General features: G+C 55.1%; 17 protein-coding genes. 13 read left to right on the forward strand and 4 right to left on the reverse strand.

The genetic code is table 11. The annotated features are described in order from the left end of the window. Window positions 1–20: 20 nt before the first annotated feature. On the forward strand, window positions 21–2639 hold the full coding sequence (locus ACO5Z0_RS04180; RefSeq protein WP_485649322.1) for a heavy metal translocating P-type ATPase: 2619 nt from the start codon (window positions 21–23) through the stop codon (window positions 2637–2639). A 74-nt stretch (window positions 2640–2713) separates the two neighbouring features. Here the strand turns inward: ACO5Z0_RS04180 and ACO5Z0_RS04185 are convergent, their stop codons facing one another. Continuing rightward, window positions 2714–3619, reverse strand: a complete 906-nt coding sequence (locus tag ACO5Z0_RS04185; RefSeq protein ID WP_485649323.1) for a Fic family protein — start codon at window positions 3617–3619, stop codon at window positions 2714–2716. A gap of 476 nt (window positions 3620–4095) precedes the next feature. On the opposite strand from ACO5Z0_RS04185, the gene ACO5Z0_RS04190 reads away from it, so the two are divergent. The 10 genes from ACO5Z0_RS04190 to recJ all read left to right on the forward strand — a co-directional run bounded on the left by ACO5Z0_RS04190 (window position 4096) and on the right by recJ (window position 13952). Further along, window positions 4096–5355: a SpoIID/LytB domain-containing protein gene (locus ACO5Z0_RS04190; RefSeq protein ID WP_485649324.1), complete on the forward strand. Its 1260-nt coding sequence runs from the start codon at window positions 4096–4098 to the stop codon at window positions 5353–5355. After that, complete coding sequence (gene queA / locus ACO5Z0_RS04195; RefSeq protein WP_485649341.1) at window positions 5355–6386, forward strand: tRNA preQ1(34) S-adenosylmethionine ribosyltransferase-isomerase QueA; 1032 nt, start codon at window positions 5355–5357, stop codon at window positions 6384–6386. Before ACO5Z0_RS04190 ends, queA begins: the two co-directional genes overlap by 1 nt. Before the next feature lie 27 nt (window positions 6387–6413). Next, window positions 6414–7529 (forward strand): tRNA guanosine(34) transglycosylase Tgt, encoded by a 1116-nt coding sequence (tgt, locus tag ACO5Z0_RS04200; protein ID WP_485649325.1) that lies wholly within the window; start codon window positions 6414–6416, stop codon window positions 7527–7529. Window positions 7530–7623: 94 nt separating this feature from the next. Then, window positions 7624–7920: a preprotein translocase subunit YajC gene (gene yajC, locus ACO5Z0_RS04205; RefSeq protein WP_442673472.1), complete on the forward strand. Its 297-nt coding sequence runs from the start codon at window positions 7624–7626 to the stop codon at window positions 7918–7920. Between the two features lie 39 nt (window positions 7921–7959). Beyond that, window positions 7960–8511: a 5-formyltetrahydrofolate cyclo-ligase gene (locus ACO5Z0_RS04210; protein WP_485649326.1), complete on the forward strand. Its 552-nt coding sequence runs from the start codon at window positions 7960–7962 to the stop codon at window positions 8509–8511. Window positions 8512–8538: 27 nt separating this feature from the next. Further along, a complete protein-coding gene (locus ACO5Z0_RS04215) occupies window positions 8539–9231 on the forward strand; it encodes a PP2C family protein-serine/threonine phosphatase (RefSeq protein WP_485649327.1) in 693 nt (230 codons plus the stop codon). Window positions 9232–9257: 26 nt separating this feature from the next. Then, window positions 9258–9599 (forward strand): hypothetical protein, encoded by a 342-nt coding sequence (locus ACO5Z0_RS04220; protein ID WP_442673475.1) that lies wholly within the window; start codon window positions 9258–9260, stop codon window positions 9597–9599. A 43-nt stretch (window positions 9600–9642) separates the two neighbouring features. After that, entirely contained in the window at window positions 9643–10911 is a 1269-nt protein-coding gene (gene secD, locus ACO5Z0_RS04225; RefSeq protein WP_442673476.1) for a protein translocase subunit SecD, read from the forward strand. Further along, complete coding sequence (gene secF / locus ACO5Z0_RS04230; protein ID WP_485649328.1) at window positions 10904–11821, forward strand: protein translocase subunit SecF; 918 nt, start codon at window positions 10904–10906, stop codon at window positions 11819–11821. Before secD ends, secF begins: the two co-directional genes overlap by 8 nt. A 163-nt stretch (window positions 11822–11984) precedes the next feature. Continuing rightward, a complete protein-coding gene (gene recJ / locus ACO5Z0_RS04235; RefSeq protein ID WP_485649329.1) occupies window positions 11985–13952 on the forward strand; it encodes a single-stranded-DNA-specific exonuclease RecJ in 1968 nt (655 codons plus the stop codon). 97 nt (window positions 13953–14049) lie between these two features. On the opposite strand, the gene ACO5Z0_RS04240 is transcribed toward recJ, so the two are convergent. The 3 genes from ACO5Z0_RS04240 to ACO5Z0_RS04250 are packed head-to-tail and all read right to left on the reverse strand — an operon-like array spanning window position 14050 to window position 16195. After that, complete coding sequence (locus ACO5Z0_RS04240; RefSeq protein WP_485649330.1) at window positions 14050–14490, reverse strand: hypothetical protein; 441 nt, start codon at window positions 14488–14490, stop codon at window positions 14050–14052. 23 nt (window positions 14491–14513) lie between these two features. Beyond that, window positions 14514–15149: a hypothetical protein gene (locus tag ACO5Z0_RS04245; RefSeq protein WP_485649331.1), complete on the reverse strand. Its 636-nt coding sequence runs from the start codon at window positions 15147–15149 to the stop codon at window positions 14514–14516. Window positions 15150–15181: 32 nt separating this feature from the next. Continuing rightward, entirely contained in the window at window positions 15182–16195 is a 1014-nt protein-coding gene (locus ACO5Z0_RS04250; RefSeq protein WP_485649332.1) for an OB-fold protein, read from the reverse strand. Window positions 16196–16529: 334 nt separating this feature from the next. On the opposite strand from ACO5Z0_RS04250, the gene ACO5Z0_RS04255 reads away from it, so the two are divergent. Both ACO5Z0_RS04255 and ACO5Z0_RS04260 read left to right on the forward strand, forming a co-directional pair. Continuing rightward, window positions 16530–18752, forward strand: a complete 2223-nt coding sequence (locus tag ACO5Z0_RS04255; protein WP_485649333.1) for a RelA/SpoT family protein — start codon at window positions 16530–16532, stop codon at window positions 18750–18752. Next, the gene (locus ACO5Z0_RS04260) at window positions 18749–19390 is read left to right on the forward strand and encodes an MBL fold metallo-hydrolase (RefSeq protein ID WP_485649334.1); all 642 of its coding nucleotides are present in this window, start codon (window positions 18749–18751) and stop codon (window positions 19388–19390) included. The genes ACO5Z0_RS04255 and ACO5Z0_RS04260 overlap by 4 nt, the downstream gene beginning before the upstream one ends. Window positions 19391–19736: the final 346 nt, after the last annotated feature.

A 19736-nucleotide genomic window follows, 5' to 3' on the forward strand; every position in this document is an offset into this window, starting at 1 on the left:
AGTGTGGAGGTGTTTTTCTTATGACGCAAAATGAAAAGTATCAGATCACGGGCATGTCATGCGCGGCATGTAGTGCGCGTGTCGATAAGGCGGTCAGCCGCCTGGCGGGCGTCTATGAAGTGTCTGTAAACCTTCTGACGAATTCGATGCTCGTGAGCTACGAGGCGCCGCTGACGTCGGAGGCAATCTGCGCCGCCGTCGAGAAGGCGGGGTACGGCGCGAGCCTTGCTGTCGACAAGAGAGCAGAGCGGGCGAAGGATATCCGAGAAGAGCGAGAGGCGCTTGAGGATCATGAGACGCCAAAGATCCTGCGCCGTTTCCTCGTGTCGCTCGCTCTTCTTTTGCCGCTTCTTTACGTTTCGATGGGGCACATGCTTCTTGCTCTTCCCATCCCGCAGGTGATGGAGGATAATGCACTCGTCGTCGGGCTTTATGAGCTTCTTTTTGCGGCTGCTGTCATGATCGTCAATCAGAAATTTTTCATCAACGGCTTTCGCCATGTTTTTTCAGGCGGCGTGAATATGGATACGCTCGTAGCGCTCGGCAGTGCGGCGGGCTTTGTCTACAGTACGGGCAATCTCTTCGCGATGCTTATCGCGGCGCGTGCCGGAGACTGGCAGAGCGTCGCGGCGGGCGGCATGGACTTCTACTTTGAGACGTCTGCGATGATCGTGACGCTCATCACGATAGGGAAGTGGCTGGAAAGCCGCAGCAAGGGCAAGACGACGAACGCCATTAAGGGACTCATGGATCTCGCGCCCAAGACGGCGCGTCTCGTGAAGGATGGTGAGGAAGTCGTCGTCGCTGCGTCGGAGGTCGCCGTCGGCGACGTCTTTCTCGTGCTGCCTGGCGAGAGTTTCCCCGTGGACGGCAAGGTGCTCGAAGGTGAGAGCGCCGTCAACGAGGCGGCTTTGACGGGCGAGAGCCTGCCTGTGGACAAGGCGCCGGGCAGTCTCGTGAGCGCCGCCACGATCAATCAGAACGGCGCTTTGACCTGCGAGGCGCGTCGCGTTGGCGAGGATACGACGCTGCAGCAGATCATCGAGATGGTGCAGAACGCCGCTGCTTCCAAGGCGGAGATTTCGAAGCTCGCCGACAGGGTGTCGGGGGTGTTTGTGCCTGTTGTCATCCTCTTGGCGATCATCACGGGCGTTCTTTGGCTGCTTTTGGGTGAAACGGCGAGTTTCGCGCTCGCTCGCGCCGTCAGCGTACTCGTCATCAGCTGCCCGTGCGCCTTGGGGCTTGCGACGCCGGTCGCCATCATGGTCGGCAGCGGCAAGGGCGCGAAGAACGGCATCCTCTTCAAGACGGCGGCGGCGCTTGAGACGACGGGCAAAGCGGACTTCGTCGTACTCGACAAGACGGGGACGATCACGGAGGGCAAGCCGCGCGTGACGGAACTCTTTCCCGCTGCAGGCGTCGGGGAAGAGGAGCTTCTTTGCGTGGCGGCAGCTTTGGAGTCGCAGAGTGAGCACCCGCTCGCCGCCGCCGTCCGGCGCGAGGCAAAAGAACGCGGTATTTCCTTCGAGAAAGCGCAGGATTTTCAGGCTTTGCCCGGGCATGGCGTCATGGGTACGGCAGAGCTTTCGGGCGAACGCCGAGAAATGATCGGCGGCAGCATGACGCTGATGAAGGACCGCGGGCTTCTGACAGCGGACATGAAAGCGGCGGCGGAAAAGCTCGCGTCGGAGGGAAAGACGCCGCTCTTCTTCGCCGCTGCTGATCGCCTGCTCGGCATCATCGCCGTCGCTGACGCCTTGAAGGCGGACAGCTGTGAGGCGATCGGGGAGCTTCTGCGCATGGGCGTGCAGCCCGTCATGCTGACGGGCGACAACCGCCGCACGGCGAACGCGGTCGGTATGAAGCTCGGCCTTTCTGCCATCGTCGCCGATGTCCTGCCCGACGGCAAGGAAGAGGTCGTGCGCCGTCTGCAGGAGAGTGGCAGGACGATCATGGTAGGCGACGGCATCAACGATGCGCCCGCTTTGACGCGCGCCGATGTCGGCATCGCCATCGGCGCGGGAGCCGACATCGCTATGGACGCCGCCGATGTCGTCCTCATGAAGTCCTCACTCAGAGATGTCGTCGCAGCCATCCGCCTTTCGCGGCAGGTCATCCGCAACATCAAGGAAAATCTCTTCTGGGCGTTTTTCTACAATGTCATCGGCATACCGCTTGCGGCGGGACTTTGGCTGCCCGTGTTCGGCTTTGTTTTGAGTCCGATGTTCGGCGCGGCGGCGATGAGCCTTTCGAGCTTCTGCGTGGTGATGAACGCTCTGCGGCTGAACTTTTTTGATGTTTATGACGATAGAAAGGATAAGCGAAGGATCTTGCGTGAACTGCCCGACTTCCTCTTGCAGACGGAGGCAAAAAAAGTCACGGAAGAAGTTTCGCAAATGCAGGCAGATGAAAAATTGGAGGCAAGTGCAATGACAAAGACAATTTCCATCGAAGGAATGATGTGCGGTCACTGCGTCGCGCATGTGACGCAGGCTTTGGAAGGCATGAACGGCGTAGAAAAGGCGGAAGTCAGCTTAGACGATAAGAAAGCCGTCGTCACCTTGAGCGCCGACGTTTCGGACAAGGCTCTTTCGGCAACGATCGTCGATGCAGGCTACGAGGTCGTCGGCATCAGCTGAGAAAGCGTGTGTGGGCGCGCCTCCTCTGCAATGGGGAGGCGCGTTTTTTATGAGAAAGCGGCTGAAAAGATGTCTCATGCTTCGAACATGAGCATCAGTTTTTTGAAGGCGTCCTGCCCGTCAAGGCAGGTGTCTGTCAGATAGCCCGGCTCTTTTTCCCATTCAGATAAGCCTCGATAATAGAACATCTTCTTGGAATCTTCGATGATGAACGGGACGATGGAATGACGCAGGCATTCTTTGAGCGCGACGAGTCTCCCGACTCTGCCGTTCCCGTCTTGGAAAGGATGGATGCGCTCGAAATCATGGTGAAAGCGGATGATATCGCCAAGCGTGATGGCGGCAAGCGATTCGTAAGCGGCAAGCAGCGCCTTCATGCGAGTGGGTACATCCTTCGGCTTTGCGGTTTCACGACCGCCGACCACGTTCGCTTTTTTCTTGTAATCGCCGATGGCGAACCAGTCGAGGGCGGCATCTTTCGTGCCTTGTTTGAGGATGCGGTGTAGCTCCTTTATGATTTCCTCTGTGAGCGGCTCTTCTGCTTTGTCAAGCACATAGTCTATGGCGCGGAAGTGATTGACCGTTTCGATGATGTCGTCGACTAGGAGCCCTTCGGCGACATCGACCGTGTTCGTTTCAAAGATCATCCTTGTCTGATCTTCACTGAGCTTGCTTCCTTCAATGTGATTCGAATTGTACGTCATGCGGATCTGAAGCTCGTGATACAGGCCGCCCGACATACGGACGCTTTTCTCATCGCGAAGCAGTTGAAGGAGAGCGTTGTCTGAAACGGTTCGGCAGAGCGCATCCGGAGTGCAGTCGAGGAACGCGGCGATTTTCTCAAGCACACGACGGGAGATTTTTTCACCGCGCCCGATTTTGGCGACGGTTCGAGAAGAGATGCCAAGCTGCGTGGTGAGCGCTGTCTTTGTCAGTTTCTTGGTTTTTAATTTTTGCAGGAGCCCTGCATAAGAAATCATACGAACACCTCTTTCCTTTACTTATTATGACATACTGGGCGAAAAAGTAAAGGATTTTCCGTAAAAAAGTAAAGGTGCGCCGATAACTGCTAAGATTCATCGACGGTCTTTTCGATCATTGCGTGAGGCTGCAAAGAATCTGCCGCAAAAGCAAACATGTCGTTTCGCGCGACGGCTGAACATATGTCCTGAAAGTTTACCATGAAGCCCCAAGAGGTCAAGCCGAAGGCGCAGACCGATTGGCTAGGCTTCTGTAAGGCGTAAGGACATATGTACAGCGTGCCACTTTGATGAAACTGTTGCAGGAAACGGGCGCAGAAGCAATCCTGTCGTTTCGCGCGACGGCTGAACATATGTCCTGAAAGTTTGCCGTGCGCGTCACAGGTGACGCGGCATACTTCTCTGTGATATACTATAGGAATCGTTGCATTTATTTGTGCTTCCTCTGGCGAATGGAATGGAAAGGGGCGTTGGTTTTGGCAGGAAAGCGAAGCGGCAATACACGGCACGGCACGAGCGTATTCTTTTTGTGCATCGTGTTCTTTTTCTGCGCTTTGAACACAGCGGCGGCAGAGCGTGTGATCGACTTTCAGGGCGTCGGGAGTTCTGCGGTCAAGGCACAGCAGAGCGCTCCAGGCAAAGCTGATGTGATGCCGGCGCCGCCATCTTCGCAGGAGATTCGCGTGGGCTTGCTCCTTGGACAAAAGCATGTACTCGTTTCATCCGACACAGGCTTTTCTCTCGTCGAAAATGCGAGCGGCAAAGTGCTGATGACGATTGCGCCGCATACCGCCGTCGAGATTGAGAGCGGCACGATGGGGCTTCTTTGGAACGGCGAGCCGTTGGCAGGCACTTCATTCCGCCTTGTACCACAGGATCCTGCGTGCGTATTCCAAATCGGCGAGGGGCATTATCGCGGCAGTTTTTTGCTGCGTGTGCAGGGTGAAAGTTTTGACGTCATTGAGCAAGTTGCGCTTGATGACTATGTCAACGGCGTGCTTGCTGAAGAGATGCCTGCTTCGTGGCACCTTGAAGCCTTGAAGGCGCAGGCGGTGGCGGCGCGTACCTATGCGCTGCGCAGCAAGGCGCAGCATCGCTCGGATGGCTACGATGTCTGCACGACGACGCATTGTCAGGTGTATGGCGGCGTAGATTCGGAAACGACTGCGACGCGCACGGCGGTTCAGACGACGGCGGGACAGATTCTTACGTATGCCGGCGAGCCGGCGGAAACGCTGTTTCACAGTGATTCGGGCGGCATGACGGAGAGCCGCGAGGCTCTTTGGGGCGATGGCGTACCGTATCTCGTGCCGGTTGAAGACGAAGTGCAAAAAACGAGCCCGTGGCAGACGACTTTCGCAGAAGCCGATTTTCTAAAAAAACTTGCCGCTGCCGGAAAAGATGTGGGCGCTTTGCAGAAAATCGAGCTTTCACCGCTCGTCATCGGCAAGAGTGATGCGTATCGCACGCCTTCGGGGCGCGTTTCGCGCATGGTGATTCACGGCTCGAATCGTGCGGTGACGCTGACGGGGAGCGATATGCGCTCGATCTTCGGCTTGAAGAGCACGCTTTTTGATGTGCGGCGTGAAAAGGGAGAGATCGTATTCGCAGGCTTTGGCAGCGGGCATGGTCTGGGAATGTCGCAGCATGGCGCGGAGAGACTCGCGGCTAGTATGAAGTATGACGCCATCTTGGCGCATTATTATCCGGGAACGACGTTGGAGGTTTTGCCGTGATGATGCTCGATGACTTTAATTACGAACTGCCCGAGGAACGGATCGCGCAGAAGCCCATCGAGCCGCGCAATGCGTCGCGTCTCATGGTGCTCGATCCGCTGGCGGGGACGATGAAGCATCGTCATTTTTATGATTTGGAAGAGTTTCTTTCGCCCGGCGACGCTCTGATCTTGAACGATACGCGCGTCTTGCCGGCGCGTCTTTATGGCAGGCGTGAGCCGACGGGCGCACATATCGAGGTGTTTTTGCTGCGTCGCATCGACAAGGACTCGTGGGAAACTCTGGTGCGCCCCGGCAAGAAAGCGCAGGTCGGGCAGGTCATTCGCTTTTCTGATGAATTAAGCGCTGAGGTTGCGGCACATACGGATTTTGGCGGACGCATCGTGAGGTTTCGCTACGAGGGCGTTTTTGAGGAGATTCTTGACCGCTTGGGTGAAACGCCGCTGCCGCCGTATATTCATGAAAAACTGGAGGATAAGGAACGCTATCAAACGGTTTACTGCCGCGAAGAAGGTTCGGCGGCGGCGCCGACGGCAGGGCTGCATTTTACGAAGGAACAGCTCGCCGCGATTCAGGCGAAAGGCGTTCATATCGGCTTCGTCACGCTTCATGTCGGTCTCGGTACGTTTCGCCCCGTAAACGTGGAAAACATCGAAGATCATAAGATGCACAGCGAGTATTATCGGCTGCCGGAGGAGACGGCGGACTTGATTCGCCGCACGAAAGGGGCGGGCGGCCGCATCGTCGCCGTCGGCACGACGTCGATCCGCACGCTGGAGTCGGCGGCTGAGGCGCAGGGAGAGATCGCGGCGAAGAGCGGCTGGACGGACATCTTCATCTATCCGGGCTATCGCTTCAAGATCGTCGATGCGCTCGTGACAAATTTTCATTTGCCGAAATCGACGCTGCTCATGCTCATCAGCGCTTTCGCCGGACGCGAGTTCGTATTGTCCGCCTACGAAGAGGCGGTGCGCGAGGGATATCGCTTCTTTTCGTTCGGCGATGCGATGTTTTTGACAAGGAAGCGCTGAAAACGGTGCGAAAGAGGAGGACGCTCTTTGACAGCCATTACTTATGAACTGATAAAAAAAGATGCCGCGACGGGAGCGCGCGCCGGCATTCTGCATACGCCGCACGGCAGTTTTCCAACGCCGATCTTCATGCCCGTGGGCACGCAGGCGTCCGTTAAGGGCGTTTCTCCCGATGAGCTTAAAAATCTTGGGGCGGGGGTGATTCTTTCCAATACATATCATCTTTTCTTGCGCCCCGGCATGGATCTCGTGCGCGAGGCGGGCGGACTGCATCGCTTCATGCACTGGGACGGCGCGATCTTGACCGACAGCGGCGGCTTTCAAGTGTTCAGTCTCGGCGATTTGCGCAAGATCACCGAGGACGGCGTGACGTTTCGCTCGCATATCGACGGCTCAAAGAAGTTTTTGTCGCCGGAGGTTTCGATGCAGGTGCAGATGGCGCTCGGCTCGGACATCGTTATGGCGTTCGATGAATGCGTGCCGTATCCTGCCGACTACGATTATGCGAAAGCCTCGACGGAGCGCACGACGCGCTGGGCAGAGCGCTGCAAGAAGGCGATGACGAGCGAGCAGCAAGGGCTTTTTGGCATCGTGCAGGGCGGCATGTACAAGGATCTGCGCGAAAAGAGCGTGGCGGATCTTATCGCGCTTGATTTTCCCGGCTATGCTGTCGGCGGACTGAGCGTCGGCGAACCGAAGGAAGTCATGTACGAGATGCTTGGTCTCACCGTGCATCTTCTGCCCGAAGATAAGCCGCGCTATTTGATGGGCGTCGGCACGCCCGATTATCTTTTAGAGGGCGTCATGCACGGCATCGACATGTTTGACTGTGTATTCCCGACGCGTGTGGCGCGAAACGGCATGGCGATGACGCATACCGGCAGGCTCGTGATGAAGAACGCCGCCTACACGCGTGATTTTTCTGTGCTTGAAGAGGGATGCGGCTGCTACGCTTGCCGGAGCGGCTACACGCGCGCCTACATCCGGCATCTCGTGCGTGCCGAGGAAATCTTCGGACTGCGCCTTTTGACGCTGCACAACCTGTATTTCCTGCAAGTCTTTATGCGCGAGATGCGAGAAGCCATTCTCTCGGGTACATTCGGCGAATTTCGTGCGAATTTTCTTCGGAATTACAAACGATAAGGAATTTTTTCTGCAATAAAGGGAAAAAGCGAAAAGCGTCGAAAGAAATTTATAGTTATGAGAGATTTTCTTGTTTTTGATTGGGAGGAATACGATGGACGCAAATATGATGAATGCTCTATATACATACGGACCGTTGATTTTCATGGTGCTTGTCATCTATTTTCTCATCATCAAGCCGCAGCGCAAGGAGCAGAAGCGCCGCAAGGAGATGCTCGACGGACTCAAGCGCGGCAATCGCGTCGTGACGATCGGCGGCATTTACGGCACTCTGACAGAGGTGCACGATACGATGGTCAAGCTGAAGATCGCCGAGCAGGTGGAGATCGAGGTGTCACGCGCTTCCATTCATGCAAATGTGAGCGATGGCACAGCCTTGGAAAAGTCATGACGCATGGTATATAGAGATCTTTTGCAGGCGAAAAAGCGAATGCGGCAAGAGGCTTTGGCGCGTCGCCGCAGCCTTTCGCCCAAGGAGAATGAGACGTTCAGCGAAGCGATTTGCAGACGGCTCAGAGCGCTTCCTGCCTGCTGCATGGCACAGCGGATTTTCGCCTTTGCTTCGATGGCGGATGAGGTTCAGCTCTACGGCTGGATTGCGGCGGCTTTGGCTGAGGGCAAGACGGTCGCCCTGCCGCTCGTCAGAGGGAAGGGCGTCATGGCGGCGGTGCGCGTGCGCGCGCTTTCGGATCTCGTGCTTGGCGACTACGGTATATTGACCGTGCGCGAAGATCAGCGCGAAATCGTCGATCCCGCGAGTCTTGACTGTGTGCTTGTACCGGGCGCGGCGTTTTCGCGCAAGGGAGAGCGGCTCGGGTTGGGCGCGGGCTTCTATGATCGCTTTTTGGGCGAGAAAGCGACGCAGGCGCAGCGCATCGCTGTGGCGTTTTCGTGTCAGATCATGGAAGATCTTCCGCTCGAGGCGCATGATATCATGATGCACGGGATTGTTACGGAGAACGAAACCATATTTTGCAGGTGAGAAGCATTGATGAAGATAAACGTAGGCATGGCAAAAATCAATAAGTATGCGATGCAGCATTGCGGCGACAACTTTGATATCATTGAGCGGCCTTACGGCGGTCTTTCCGCCGTCATCGCCGACGGGCAGGGGAATGGGCTGGCGGCGCATCATACGAGCAGCTGGGTCGTGAACAAGGCGGCTTCCTTGATCGCCGATGGCGCGCGTGACGGCGCTGTGGCACGCGCCGTGCATGACTACCTCTATGCGATGAAGGATAAGAAGGTATCGTGTACACTGACGCTTCTGAGCGCCGATTTGGAGTCAGAAACGGTCGTCATCAGCCGCAATTCCAACTGTCCGACCATCGTCAAGACGGATGAGTACCTGACGATCTACGACGATGAGGTGTCGCCGATTGGCGTCAACCGCCACATGAAGCCCCACGTCTACGAATTGCCGTTTGCTTCGGGCATGATCGTCGTCTCTTTCACAGACGGCATCGCCCATGCGGGAAAGAAGTACGACGGCGCGGCGATGGATATGAAGAAGATCATCGCCATCATCGAGGACAATGCGCCTGAGGACTGTGAATTCATCGCCAAGAGCATCTTGGAATATGCGCTTTCTTTGGACAAGGAAAAGGCGGGCGACGATATGACGGTCGTCGTCATGGGTATTTCGGAAAGTTCGTCTGATGCGCCAAAGATCGAGCAGCTTTCCGCTTCGTACCCGTTTTAAGGACATGTGGCTAAGAGGAGAGAATCATGAGAATTGCTGTTGTCGGCGTCTGTGCGTCGGGCAAGACGACGCTCGTGCAGGGGCTGAAGGATGCAGGCTTTGATGCGTACAATGTGGCGCAGGAACACTCGTGCATACGCGCCTTTTGGAACAAACACCGTCCTGATGTTCTCGTGATGATCGACGCGACGCTCCCTGCGATCAAGAAGCGCCGCCGCGTCTCATGGACCGAAGAGCGCTTGGTGGTGCAGCACGAGCGTTTGAAAGATGCGAGGGAACATGCCGATCTCTATTTGCAGACGGATGAGCTTTCGGCGGCTGAGGTTTTGGCGGCGGTCATCGCATTTCTGCATGAAAAAGGGGCTTGAACCGCATCGATTCGCGCATTGCGCCTGAGTGCGGAAGAACAATATGTATCAGAGGAGATGGAAAGATTTGAGACAGGACGCTTTACTGAAGCTCATCGCGGTCATCGCGGTGATCGTCGGCGTGTTTTTCGCCTTCGTCTCGCCGTTGGCGAATTCCATACGTCAAGGTCTTGATTTGCAGGGCGGTACGCACGTCGTGCTCGAAGCCGTCGATACGCCGGAGGCGCAAGTCAATGAAGATGCGATGCAGCGCGTCGTAAAGATCATGGAGAAGCGCGTCAACGAGCTTGGTTTGACTGAGCCGCTGATTCAGCGCCAGGGCGAGCGCCGCATCATCATAGAGCTGCCGGGCATAAAGGATCCCGATTCTGCAATCAAGACGATCGGCAAGACGGCAATGCTTGAATTCAAGGACGAAGAAGGCAATACCGTCATGACGGGTACGGACTTGAAAAACGCGCAGGACGCACGAAATCAGCAGAATCAATATGTAGTCAACTTGGAGTTTTCCGACGAGGGCGCGAAGAAGTTCGCCGATCTGACGACGAAGAATGTCGGTCGCCGCATCGCCATCCTGCTCGACGGCGAAGTCTTGACGAATCCGAACGTGCGTGAGCCTATCACGGGCGGCAGGGCTGAGATCACGGGACAGGAGAGCCAGGAAGAGGCGCATCGCATCGCGATGCTTTTGCGAAGCGGCGCACTTCCTGTCAAGGTCAACATCATCGAGACGCGCACGGTCGGCCCGACGCTCGGTCAGGATTCGAAGGACAAGAGCGAGTTTGCCTTTGTCATCGGCATTTCCGCCGTCCTCCTGTTCATGATACTGTTTTATCGCCTTTCGGGACTTATTGCTGACCTCAGTCTCATGGCGTATGTCATCTTGCTGCTTTTCATTCTGAAGATGCTCGACGCGACTTTGACGCTGCCTGGCGTCGCGGGCATTATCTTATCCATCGGCATGGCGGTCGATGCGAACGTGCTGATCTTCGAGCATTTCAAAGAGGAGTATCGACTGGGCAAGACGCTGCGCCTTTCGATGGAAGCAGGATTCAAGCGCGCCTTTACGACGATCTTCGATTCGAACATCACGACGATCATCGCAGCGCTCGTGCTGTTTTTCTTCGGCACGGGCACGATCAAGGGCTTTGCCATCACGCTCGGGCTTGGCGTTGTACTCAGTATGCTGACGGCGATTACGCTCACGCAGTACATGCTGAAGCTGCTCATCGCCTCGAATATTTGCAAGAATCCCGCCGTCTACGGTGCGACGGGATTGTCCGTGGGAAGCGGGGTGAAGAAAGATGCCTAAGTTCGATATTGTCAAACGCACGAAAATCTGGTTCATCATCTCCCTTTGCGTCATCGTGCCAGGTATTTTCAGCATGTGTACGCAGGGCTTCAACCTCGGCATCGACTTTACGGGCGGCACGATCATCGAGCTGCGCTTTCAGAAGGAAGTGACCTTGGCGGACGTGCGCGGCGTTCTGCGTGAGTACGGACTCGACAACAGTACGATCCAGTTCTCGGGCGATGCGGCGAACGCTGAAGCTGCGCCCACCGTCATGGTGCGAAGCGTTGACTTGGAGGAAGAAGAGCGCAAGGCAGTCATGGCGTCGCTCAAGCAGCAGCTTGGCGATTACGATGTGCTGCGCGAGGAGAAAGTCGGCGCGACGATGGGCGCCGAGCTTATCATGAATGCGCTTTGGGCGCTTGCGCTCTCGTGGGTCATGATCGTGCTTTACGTTTCGTATCGCTTCGAGTTCAGGTTCGGCGTTTCCTCGATCATGGCATTGGTTCACGACATTCTCATCGTCTTGAGCATCTTTTCCTTGACGCAGCGGCCGATTGATTCTTCCTTTGTCGCGGCGCTCTTGACGATCGTCGGCTATTCGATCAATGATACAATCGTCATTTTCGACCGCATTCGTGAGAATTTGAAGCTGCATTTCAGACGCGGCGGCGATATCTGTGCGCTGGTCAATACGAGCATCTATCAGACCTTGACGCGCTCGATCTACACGGTCTGCACCGTGCTTTTCACGACGTTCGCGCTCTATTGGTTCGGCGGCGATACGACGAAAGACTTCTCATTCGCGCTTCTCGTCGGCTTCTTTGCCGGCTGCTATTCGTCCATCTTTATCGCAAGCCCCATTTGGGTCGTCCTGCGCAATTTCTCGGAGAAACGCCGCAGAGCGGGCAGCGCGGCTGCAGCAAAATAAAATCATGGTCTGCGGCGCTGAAAGCAGACCTGCAAGGGCTGTGCATAGGTCGAATCCGGCTTATGAACAGCCTCTTTTACTAAGGGCGGCGCACAATGCCTGCGAAGTGGACGTTTGTGCGTGAAGTCGGCTCCATCCGGTGACAGATGGAAGGAGGGGAACAATGGAAAAAGAATGGTCGCTTCTGCCCGATGTGTCGGCGCGCGCTGTGGAGTTTTCCCAGCGCATCGGCACGACGCCCTTTACGGCGGCGCTCCTTCTGCATCGCGGTATTGCATCCGATGAAGAGGCAAGGAACTTCCTTCATCCGGAAAAACAGCCGTTTTACGACCCATTTTTGATGAAAGATATGGAGAAAGCCGTCTCGCGCATTGAGCGGGCGATTCAAGCGAAGGAGCGCATCGTCGTCTACGGTGATTACGACGTTGACGGCATCACGGCGACCTCGCTCCTCTGCCGCAGTCTGCGTCAGCTCGGCGCAGACGTCGGCTACTTCATTCCGCATCGTCAGAAGGACGGCTATGGACTGCACAAGGAAACGCTCGATGAAATCATCGCGGCGGGCGCGGATCTGATCGTCACGGTGGACTGCGGCATTTCCGCCGTCGAAGAAGCGGCGGCGGTGAAAGACAAGGTCGATCTCATCATCACCGATCACCACCTGCCGGGCAAAGAGCTGCCCAAAGCCGTCGCCGTCATCGACCCGCATCGCGCAGACTGCCCATATCCCGACAAAAACATCGCGGGCGTGGGCGTGGCGTTCAAGCTCTGCCAGGCGCTCTGGCAGAAGATGCGCGGCAGAGCCTTCACGGGCGATCTCGACATTGTCGCCTTGGGAACGGTCGCTGATGTCGTGCCGCTCGTGGGTGAAAACCGCAAGATTGTGCAGCAGGGGCTTCGCGTCTTGAAGAAATCGAAGCGCTTGGGGATTCAGGCGCTTCTCGCCGTGACAGAACTCAAGGAAAAGGAAATCACGGCGGGGCATATCGGCTTCGTGCTTGCGCCTAGGCTCAATGCCGCCGGACGTCTGGCGTCCGCTCTGCGCGGCGTCGAGCTGCTTTTGACAGAGGACGCAGCAGAAGCGCAGGCGATCGCGGAAGAGCTTGACGCTGCAAACCGCGAGAGGCAGGCCGTGGAGCAGGAGATCCTGCAAGCGGCAGAAAAGCAGATCGAAAGTATCGACATCAAAAAAGCTCCTGTGCTCGTGCTGCATGGCGAGGGCTGGCATCCGGGCGTCATCGGCATCGTTGCCTCGCGCATCGTCGAGCGGTACTATCGTCCGACGGTCATCATCGCGGAAGAGGACGGCATCGGCAAAGGATCGTGCCGCAGCATTCGCGGCTTCCACATGTTTGAAGCGCTCTCGGCTTGCAAAGAGTATCTGCTTGGCTTCGGCGGTCATGCGCAGGCGGCGGGGCTGTCGCTGCGTTCGGAAGATATTGCGCCGTTTCGCGAAGCGCTTGCCGCGTATGCGACGCGCGTTCTCGCGGCAGAGGACTTCATCCCGATCCTTGACATCGAGTTGGAACTTGCGCCGGATAAGATCTCTGAAAAACTGATGACGGAGATCAAGCTCTTGGAGCCTTACGGCATGGGAAATCCCAAGCCGCTCTTTGCGTCGCATAGTGTTCGCGGCAGTTATGCGCAGCGGATCGGCAAGGAAGGGCAGCATTTGAAGTTTGCGCTCGACGGCGTGGATGAGAGCATCGACGTTCTGGCTTGGGGCAGGGGCGAGGCAGCGCCTCTCGTCAACCGTGAGCGCATCGACATCGCATACTTTCCCGAATATCATGTATGGCGCGAGAAGCGCTCCTTGCAGCTCATGCTCGAAGACTTTCGACCGGCACGCGCCGAGGCGAAGCATCCCGACCGTGATGCGCTGGCTTCGGTCTATCGCTTTCTGTTCGCACGTCAAAAGGCGGCAGAACTGCCGTTGGATGCAGAGTATCTTTTGGCAGAGTATTTGCGTCATTTTCCTGTCATGGGGATCTTCACCTTTCAAAAGGCGCTGCAAATTTTTGAAGAGCTTGGCGTCCTGCACGCAGCCGATGGAACATACAAGTTTTCCGCACCGAAAGAACGGCTTGATTTATATAAGTCGCGCATATTCCGCGAGGGAAATCCTCTGTAGGAATTTTTTACAGAGACTTCCTTCCCAGCATAATAAAGAGCCAATACATGAGGAGACTCATATATTGGCTCTTTATTATGATTTTATCCGTGATTCTCTAGTAGTTTTGTGCGAAGAACGTCCCTGTCTTAGCGTCGTAGACGCCATGCTCCCAGAGATATTTTCCATCGTCCGTGCAGTGATAGGGATCGCCGTAGATCTCCGAAGTGGCAGAGAGGATCTCTTCGGCGATCGCTGTGGTGTCTTGTGCTCCTGCCGCGGGGCGGATGATGACATAGCTGATGCGCCCGTTTTGGATCTGCTCCATGAACTCCCATCCGTCGTATGTTCCGCGTGCAACCTGCGGCGGTACCATAGGATGATTCGGAACAACCTCGGCAAAGCTGGGGAAGGAGTCCGCCGTCACCCTTGCACCGAGCGGCGGGAGTGACTGCACAACGGTTTCGTAGGCGTCGGCAGAGGGCATGGCAAATGTGATGCCCATGCTCAGCAGGAATACGGCACAGAGAAGGATGGAAGTAAGCAGTTTGCGGTTCATTTTGTTTCTCTCCTTTTTCATGTTCAGTCCGTCGTGCTTTCGCGCACGTCGCCAAGAATGATTTTATATAAGGTTCCCGACGGGGGAATATCCTTGATGATGTTATACGCCTTTAGGAGCGGGGCAGTCTCTAACAGGTGAGCGCGGGCTTCAGCTTCGCTTGCCCCATTGTTTGTTTTAAATTTTGTTCGACTGATTCTGCCGCCGTCCCCCTTTGCAGATATGGGACTATGGAATACGCCCAACGTCGTGAATGTATCGGATGCTGAATCATAGAGAATCGGGGTGCGAAGGACTTCATTGCCGCCTATGGAGCTGATGATCTCTACATCCATCCAAATCACACGGTAACGACCATCTGCCGAGATGGGAACTGCATCTGGATATACATAATAATAAAATGCGACGCTGATTCCGTGCTCTGTCCCCTTATACTCATAAAATTGGACTCTCGAATCGAGTGGGAAGGGATGAAAAATCAGTCGGGAAACCACGGTCTTGATGCCCGTTGCACGATCTACGAAACCGTCTGCGACCAGCGAATAGGGCACGCGCCATAGGAGCAGCTGATGATAGACGGGCTGTGCATGTGCGGCGGTGCATGTCGTCAGCAAAATCACTGACAGGATGAACGATAGGAACGGGATGCGCTTTCTCATGGGGTCTCCTCCTTGGTTTGTGGTGGATTATCTTACAGCCATTCCTGTTTGAGATGTGGCAGATAGCGCAGAACGGCGTTGATCACATCGACATTTGCCTGTTCTTGCAGGGGGATGTCGTATGCATAGTTTAGAGCTTGTGAGCCGTGTGCTGTTTCACGAAAGGGTTCTATAGATCTTCCTATTGGTTTTGAATTAGGAGAGATGCGGGTTAACATACCTGGGCGGATATTTCCTCCTTCCCATGAAAACTCTGCTTTTAGCGCGATGGCATATGTATGGTTCTCGGTATCACACTCCAACCAATCCTCTCCTGCTTTGTCTGTAACCATAAGGATATAGAGTACGCCTTTGCTGAGATCGAGGTTATATTTCTGAAGAGCGAATGAGAATCCAATATATCGATTCGTTTGGTAGTCATACAAGATGAGCGCATTTTTTCGTGGAATTTGATAGCTATATCGCTTATCAGAGGAGAGCGGTCGCCATTCCTTGCTCTGATTCTGCTTGAGCTGTGCGGGAGACGGCATACCTTCTATACGGCTCATTTCTGCCGCAGGTGTCGGTGTTGCTGCGGGCTGCTCTGCAGCAATCTCGATCTTGTCCGCGTGCACCTTATAGCCGATGACCTCGCCCACGTCGTCGATGTGACCGTAGATGATGAGTGACTGACCGACCTTCAGCTGACGCACCTGATCCTTTACCTCTTTGCTTTTGGTCATGACCATCATGTTATGCACGATATTCAGCTTGTTCCGGTCACCGTTCAGGCTGATGTAGTCGCCGTCCGAGTCGATATTTTTCAAGACGCCGTGCACGATCTTGACATCCTTGCCCTTGTACTTTTCGGCGGCGTTCAGCGCATTTTCCTTTAGCTCGGTCATGAGCGTATTGAGATCGACTTCGGTGTAATTTTTCTCGGTCTTTGTCTCCTGCTTGATTGGTTTTTCCTGCCGTGTGGGATGTCCCTTCGTGGCGATCAGTGTGCCAAGGACGACGCCGAGCGTTACAACTGCGGTTACAAGCCCGATGAGCAGCTTATTCATATCGTTGCCCTGCCTCCATTGTCCATAGAATAAAATTTTATTATTATTAAATTAAGTATTATTATGGGGGGGTTAGACGATTTGTCAAGCGAAAAATCTGAATGATGTATCTTTTGCAAATTTATGGCTTCATCCGCGTCTTACGGCGCTGTGATGAACGAGAATGCTCCGCGCATGGTATAATAAAGGCAGACGCTGCAAGGTCGAATTATTTTTGAGATTCGATTTCGCTGTGAAAACTTGCATGATGGTGTATAATATAGAATTATGAGATGGATGTGGGCGAGCACGGATGATTGCCCGGAGAATGCCGAGGAAAGTCGGGTGGAATGGAATGAATGAGATGAATCCCATAAGGATAGATGCGATCTTGGAAGCGGTGAAAACCTACCAGCCGAATGCGGACGCCGCGCTCATCCGGAGGGCATACGAGCTTGCAGATGCCGCGCACAAGGGGCAGAAGCGCGTCTCCGGCGAAGATTATATCATTCATCCTCTCGCCGTCGCGAAGATACTCACAGACCTGCAGATTGACGACATCACGATCAGCGCCGCCATCCTGCATGATGTCGTGGAAGACACGACGCATACGCTCGAAGAAATGCGCGAGCTTTTTGGCGACGAGGTCGCCATGCTCATCGACGGTGTGACGAAGCTCGGCAAGATTCAGTACAAGTCGAAGGAAGAACAGCAGCTTGAAAGCTATCGCAAGATGTTCCTTGCGATGGCGAAGGATATCCGTGTCATCATGATCAAGCTCGCCGACCGCCTGCACAATATGCGTACGCTCAAGTATATGCGCGAGGACAAGCAAAAGCGCATTGCGCGAGAGACCATCGAGATCTACGCGCCGCTCGCGAATCGCCTCGGCATATCGAATGTCAAATGGGAGCTTGAGGATCTGTGCCTGCGTTACCTCGATCCCAAGGCATACTATGCTCTCGTCGAGAGCGTCAAGCAGAAGCGGCAGGAGCGTCAGGCGTTCATCGACGAGGCGCATGAGCAGATCGTGGAAAAGCTTGAAGAGGCGCACATGACGGCGGAGATTCAAGGGCGTGCCAAGCATTTTTACAGCATCTATAAGAAAATGAAGCGCGATCAGAAGGACATCAGCGAGATCTACGACCTTTCGGCGCTGCGCGTGCTCGTCGATTCTGTCAAGGACTGCTACGGCGTGCTCGGCATCATCCATGCGATGTGGAAGCCCTTGCCCGGACGCTTCAAAGACTACATCGCCATGCCGAAGTCGAACGGCTACCAATCGCTGCATACGACCGTAATATGCCGCGGCTATCCGCTGGAGATCCAGATTCGTACCTTCGCCATGCACAAGGTCTCGGAGTACGGCGTTGCGGCGCATTGGAAGTACAAGGAAGCGGGCAAGAGCGTCGGCGCGACGCACGAATACGATCAGAAGATGTCGTGGCTGCGTCAGATGGTCAGCCTGCAGCATGAACTTGACGACCCGCGCGAGTACTTTGAGGCTTTGAAGGTTGACGTCTTTTCCGATGAAGTCTTTGTCTTTACGCCAAAAGGCGACGTCGTCGATTTGCCCAAGGGCTCCATACCGATAGATTTCGCTTACCGCATTCATACGGAAGTCGGGCATCACTGCGTGGGAGCCAAGGTCAACGGCAAAATTGTGCCGCTTGAATACAAGCTGAAAAACGGCGATATCGTTTCTATCATCACGAACAAATCAAACAACGGGCCGAGCCGCGATTGGCTCAATATCGTCGCATCCTCGGAAACGCGCACGAAGATACGCGCGTGGTTCAAAAAGCAGCGCAAGGAAGAGAATATCGCGCGTGGCATGGACTTGATGGAGAAGGAAACCAAGCATCTTGGCTATGTGCCGAAGGATGTGCTGAAACCCGAGCGGCTTGAAGTCTTAGCGAAGAAGCTCAACATTCCGCAGGTGAACGATCTCCTCGCATCCATCGGCTACGGCGGCATAACGGTCAACGGCATTCTCTCTAAGCTCATTGATATGCACAAGCAGGATCTGCAGAAGTCGACGCCGCCGGATATTTCGCAGATGCTCAGCGAACTCAAGCAGCCGCTCAAGAACCGCAAGAAGAAGGCGAGCCACGGTATCCTCGTGGAAGGCGAGGGCGGCTTCCTCGTGCGGCTGGCGCGCTGCTGCAACCCGATTCCGGGCGATCCGATCACAGGCTACATCACGCGCGGGCGCGGCGTTTCCGTGCATCGCTCGGACTGCCCGAACCTCTTGAACGATATGGATTTTTCCCGCGTCATTGAAGTGAATTGGGACATCGGACTCGACAAGGTGTATACGGTGCAGATTGAAATTGTCTGCAACGATAAGACAGGGATGCTCGCCGAACTTTTCGCGCTGCCTGCCGAGATGAAGGTCAACATCACCTCGCTCACGGCGAAAGCGAATAAGTCGAATAAGACCTCGCTCGTCAACATGGGGCTTGATGTGCGAAATTCACAGCAGGTGGCGCAGATCATGACGAAGATTCGCCGCATGAAGGACGTCTACAGCGTGTCGCGCTCTTTGGGCATGTCAGCAAAGGATGATGAAATATGAGCCTGAATATGAAAACTCTTGTCGTGGGTGCACTCGGCGTCAACTGCTATATTCTGCATGAGGAAGGAAGCAGCGAAGCGGCAGCGATCGACCCGGGCGGCAGTGAAGAAGCCGTATGGCAGCAGATCCAAGAGGAGGGGCTGAACCTCAAGGCGATTCTCAACACGCACGCCCATGCCGACCATATCGGAGCCATCGACTTTCTGCGCGAAAAAACGGGGGCGAAACTTTATATTCATGAAGCGGATGCGCCGATGCTCCTCGATGCGCGGAAGAATCTGTCCGCCTTTATGGGGATGCCGATCGTGACGCGCCCCGCCGACGTTCTCTTGAAGGGTGGCGAGGTCTTGGAGATCGGCGGCATGAAGTTCACCGTGCTTCATACGCCCGGGCATTCTCCCGGCGGCGTCTGCTACCTCATGGGGGATCGCGTTTTCAGCGGCGACACGCTGTTTGCCGAATCCGTCGGCAGGACGGATTTTCCCGGCTCTTCCACGGAAGCTCTCCTGACGTCCGTCAAAGAGAAACTCATGACGCTGCCCGATGAACTTGCCGTATACTGCGGGCATGGTCCGGCGACGACGATCGGGCATGAGAGGAAATGCAATCCTTATATCAACGGCTTCGGGTTTATGTAAGGAATTGCCAATGAAGAAATCGCTGCAAAGGCATTTCAGCGATAAAAGACGGAGCGCATACGAACTTTTCGTATGCGCTTCGTCTTTTATCGTTCATGAAGCGCTGCATTTATCCGCGCTCCATGAACAACGCATCAAGCCGTAGGAAAGTGGTAGCAACTAGCAGGAAAGTGGTTGCGTGCGTTCGGCTTCTTTATGATAAGATAATAGTTGAAAAGTCATGGATAAATCCTCTTTTTATATGCAGGATACAAGACCGATTCTCGAAGAGCGAAACAGATGTGAGGCGATGGCGATGATGAGGGAGAAGTTTGCAATATTCGCAGCAGGGATTTTTTTTGCTGTA

Source organism: Selenomonas sp., from assembly GCF_057272215.1.

Bases quoted from the DNA above. Each gene is read 5' to 3' on its own strand.
- ACO5Z0_RS04180 (WP_485649322.1), top strand. From the start codon at position 21: ATGACGCAAAATGAAAAGTATCAGATCACGGGCATGTCATGCGCGGCA.
- ACO5Z0_RS04185 (WP_485649323.1), bottom strand. From the start codon at position 3,619: ATGATTTCTTATGCAGGGCTCCTGCAAAAATTAAAAACCAAGAAACTG.
- queA (WP_485649341.1), top strand. From the start codon at position 5,355: ATGATGCTCGATGACTTTAATTACGAACTGCCCGAGGAACGGATCGCG.
- yajC (WP_442673472.1), top strand. From the start codon at position 7,624: ATGGACGCAAATATGATGAATGCTCTATATACATACGGACCGTTGATT.
- ACO5Z0_RS04210 (WP_485649326.1), top strand. From the start codon at position 7,960: ATGCGGCAAGAGGCTTTGGCGCGTCGCCGCAGCCTTTCGCCCAAGGAG.
- ACO5Z0_RS04215 (WP_485649327.1), top strand. From the start codon at position 8,539: ATGGCAAAAATCAATAAGTATGCGATGCAGCATTGCGGCGACAACTTT.
- ACO5Z0_RS04220 (WP_442673475.1), top strand. From the start codon at position 9,258: ATGAGAATTGCTGTTGTCGGCGTCTGTGCGTCGGGCAAGACGACGCTC.
- secD (WP_442673476.1), top strand. From the start codon at position 9,643: ATGTATCAGAGGAGATGGAAAGATTTGAGACAGGACGCTTTACTGAAG.
- secF (WP_485649328.1), top strand. From the start codon at position 10,904: ATGCCTAAGTTCGATATTGTCAAACGCACGAAAATCTGGTTCATCATC.
- recJ (WP_485649329.1), top strand. From the start codon at position 11,985: ATGGAAAAAGAATGGTCGCTTCTGCCCGATGTGTCGGCGCGCGCTGTG.
- ACO5Z0_RS04240 (WP_485649330.1), bottom strand. From the start codon at position 14,490: ATGAACCGCAAACTGCTTACTTCCATCCTTCTCTGTGCCGTATTCCTG.
- ACO5Z0_RS04245 (WP_485649331.1), bottom strand. From the start codon at position 15,149: ATGAGAAAGCGCATCCCGTTCCTATCGTTCATCCTGTCAGTGATTTTG.
- ACO5Z0_RS04250 (WP_485649332.1), bottom strand. From the start codon at position 16,195: ATGAATAAGCTGCTCATCGGGCTTGTAACCGCAGTTGTAACGCTCGGC.
- ACO5Z0_RS04255 (WP_485649333.1), top strand. From the start codon at position 16,530: ATGAATGAGATGAATCCCATAAGGATAGATGCGATCTTGGAAGCGGTG.
- ACO5Z0_RS04260 (WP_485649334.1), top strand. From the start codon at position 18,749: ATGAGCCTGAATATGAAAACTCTTGTCGTGGGTGCACTCGGCGTCAAC.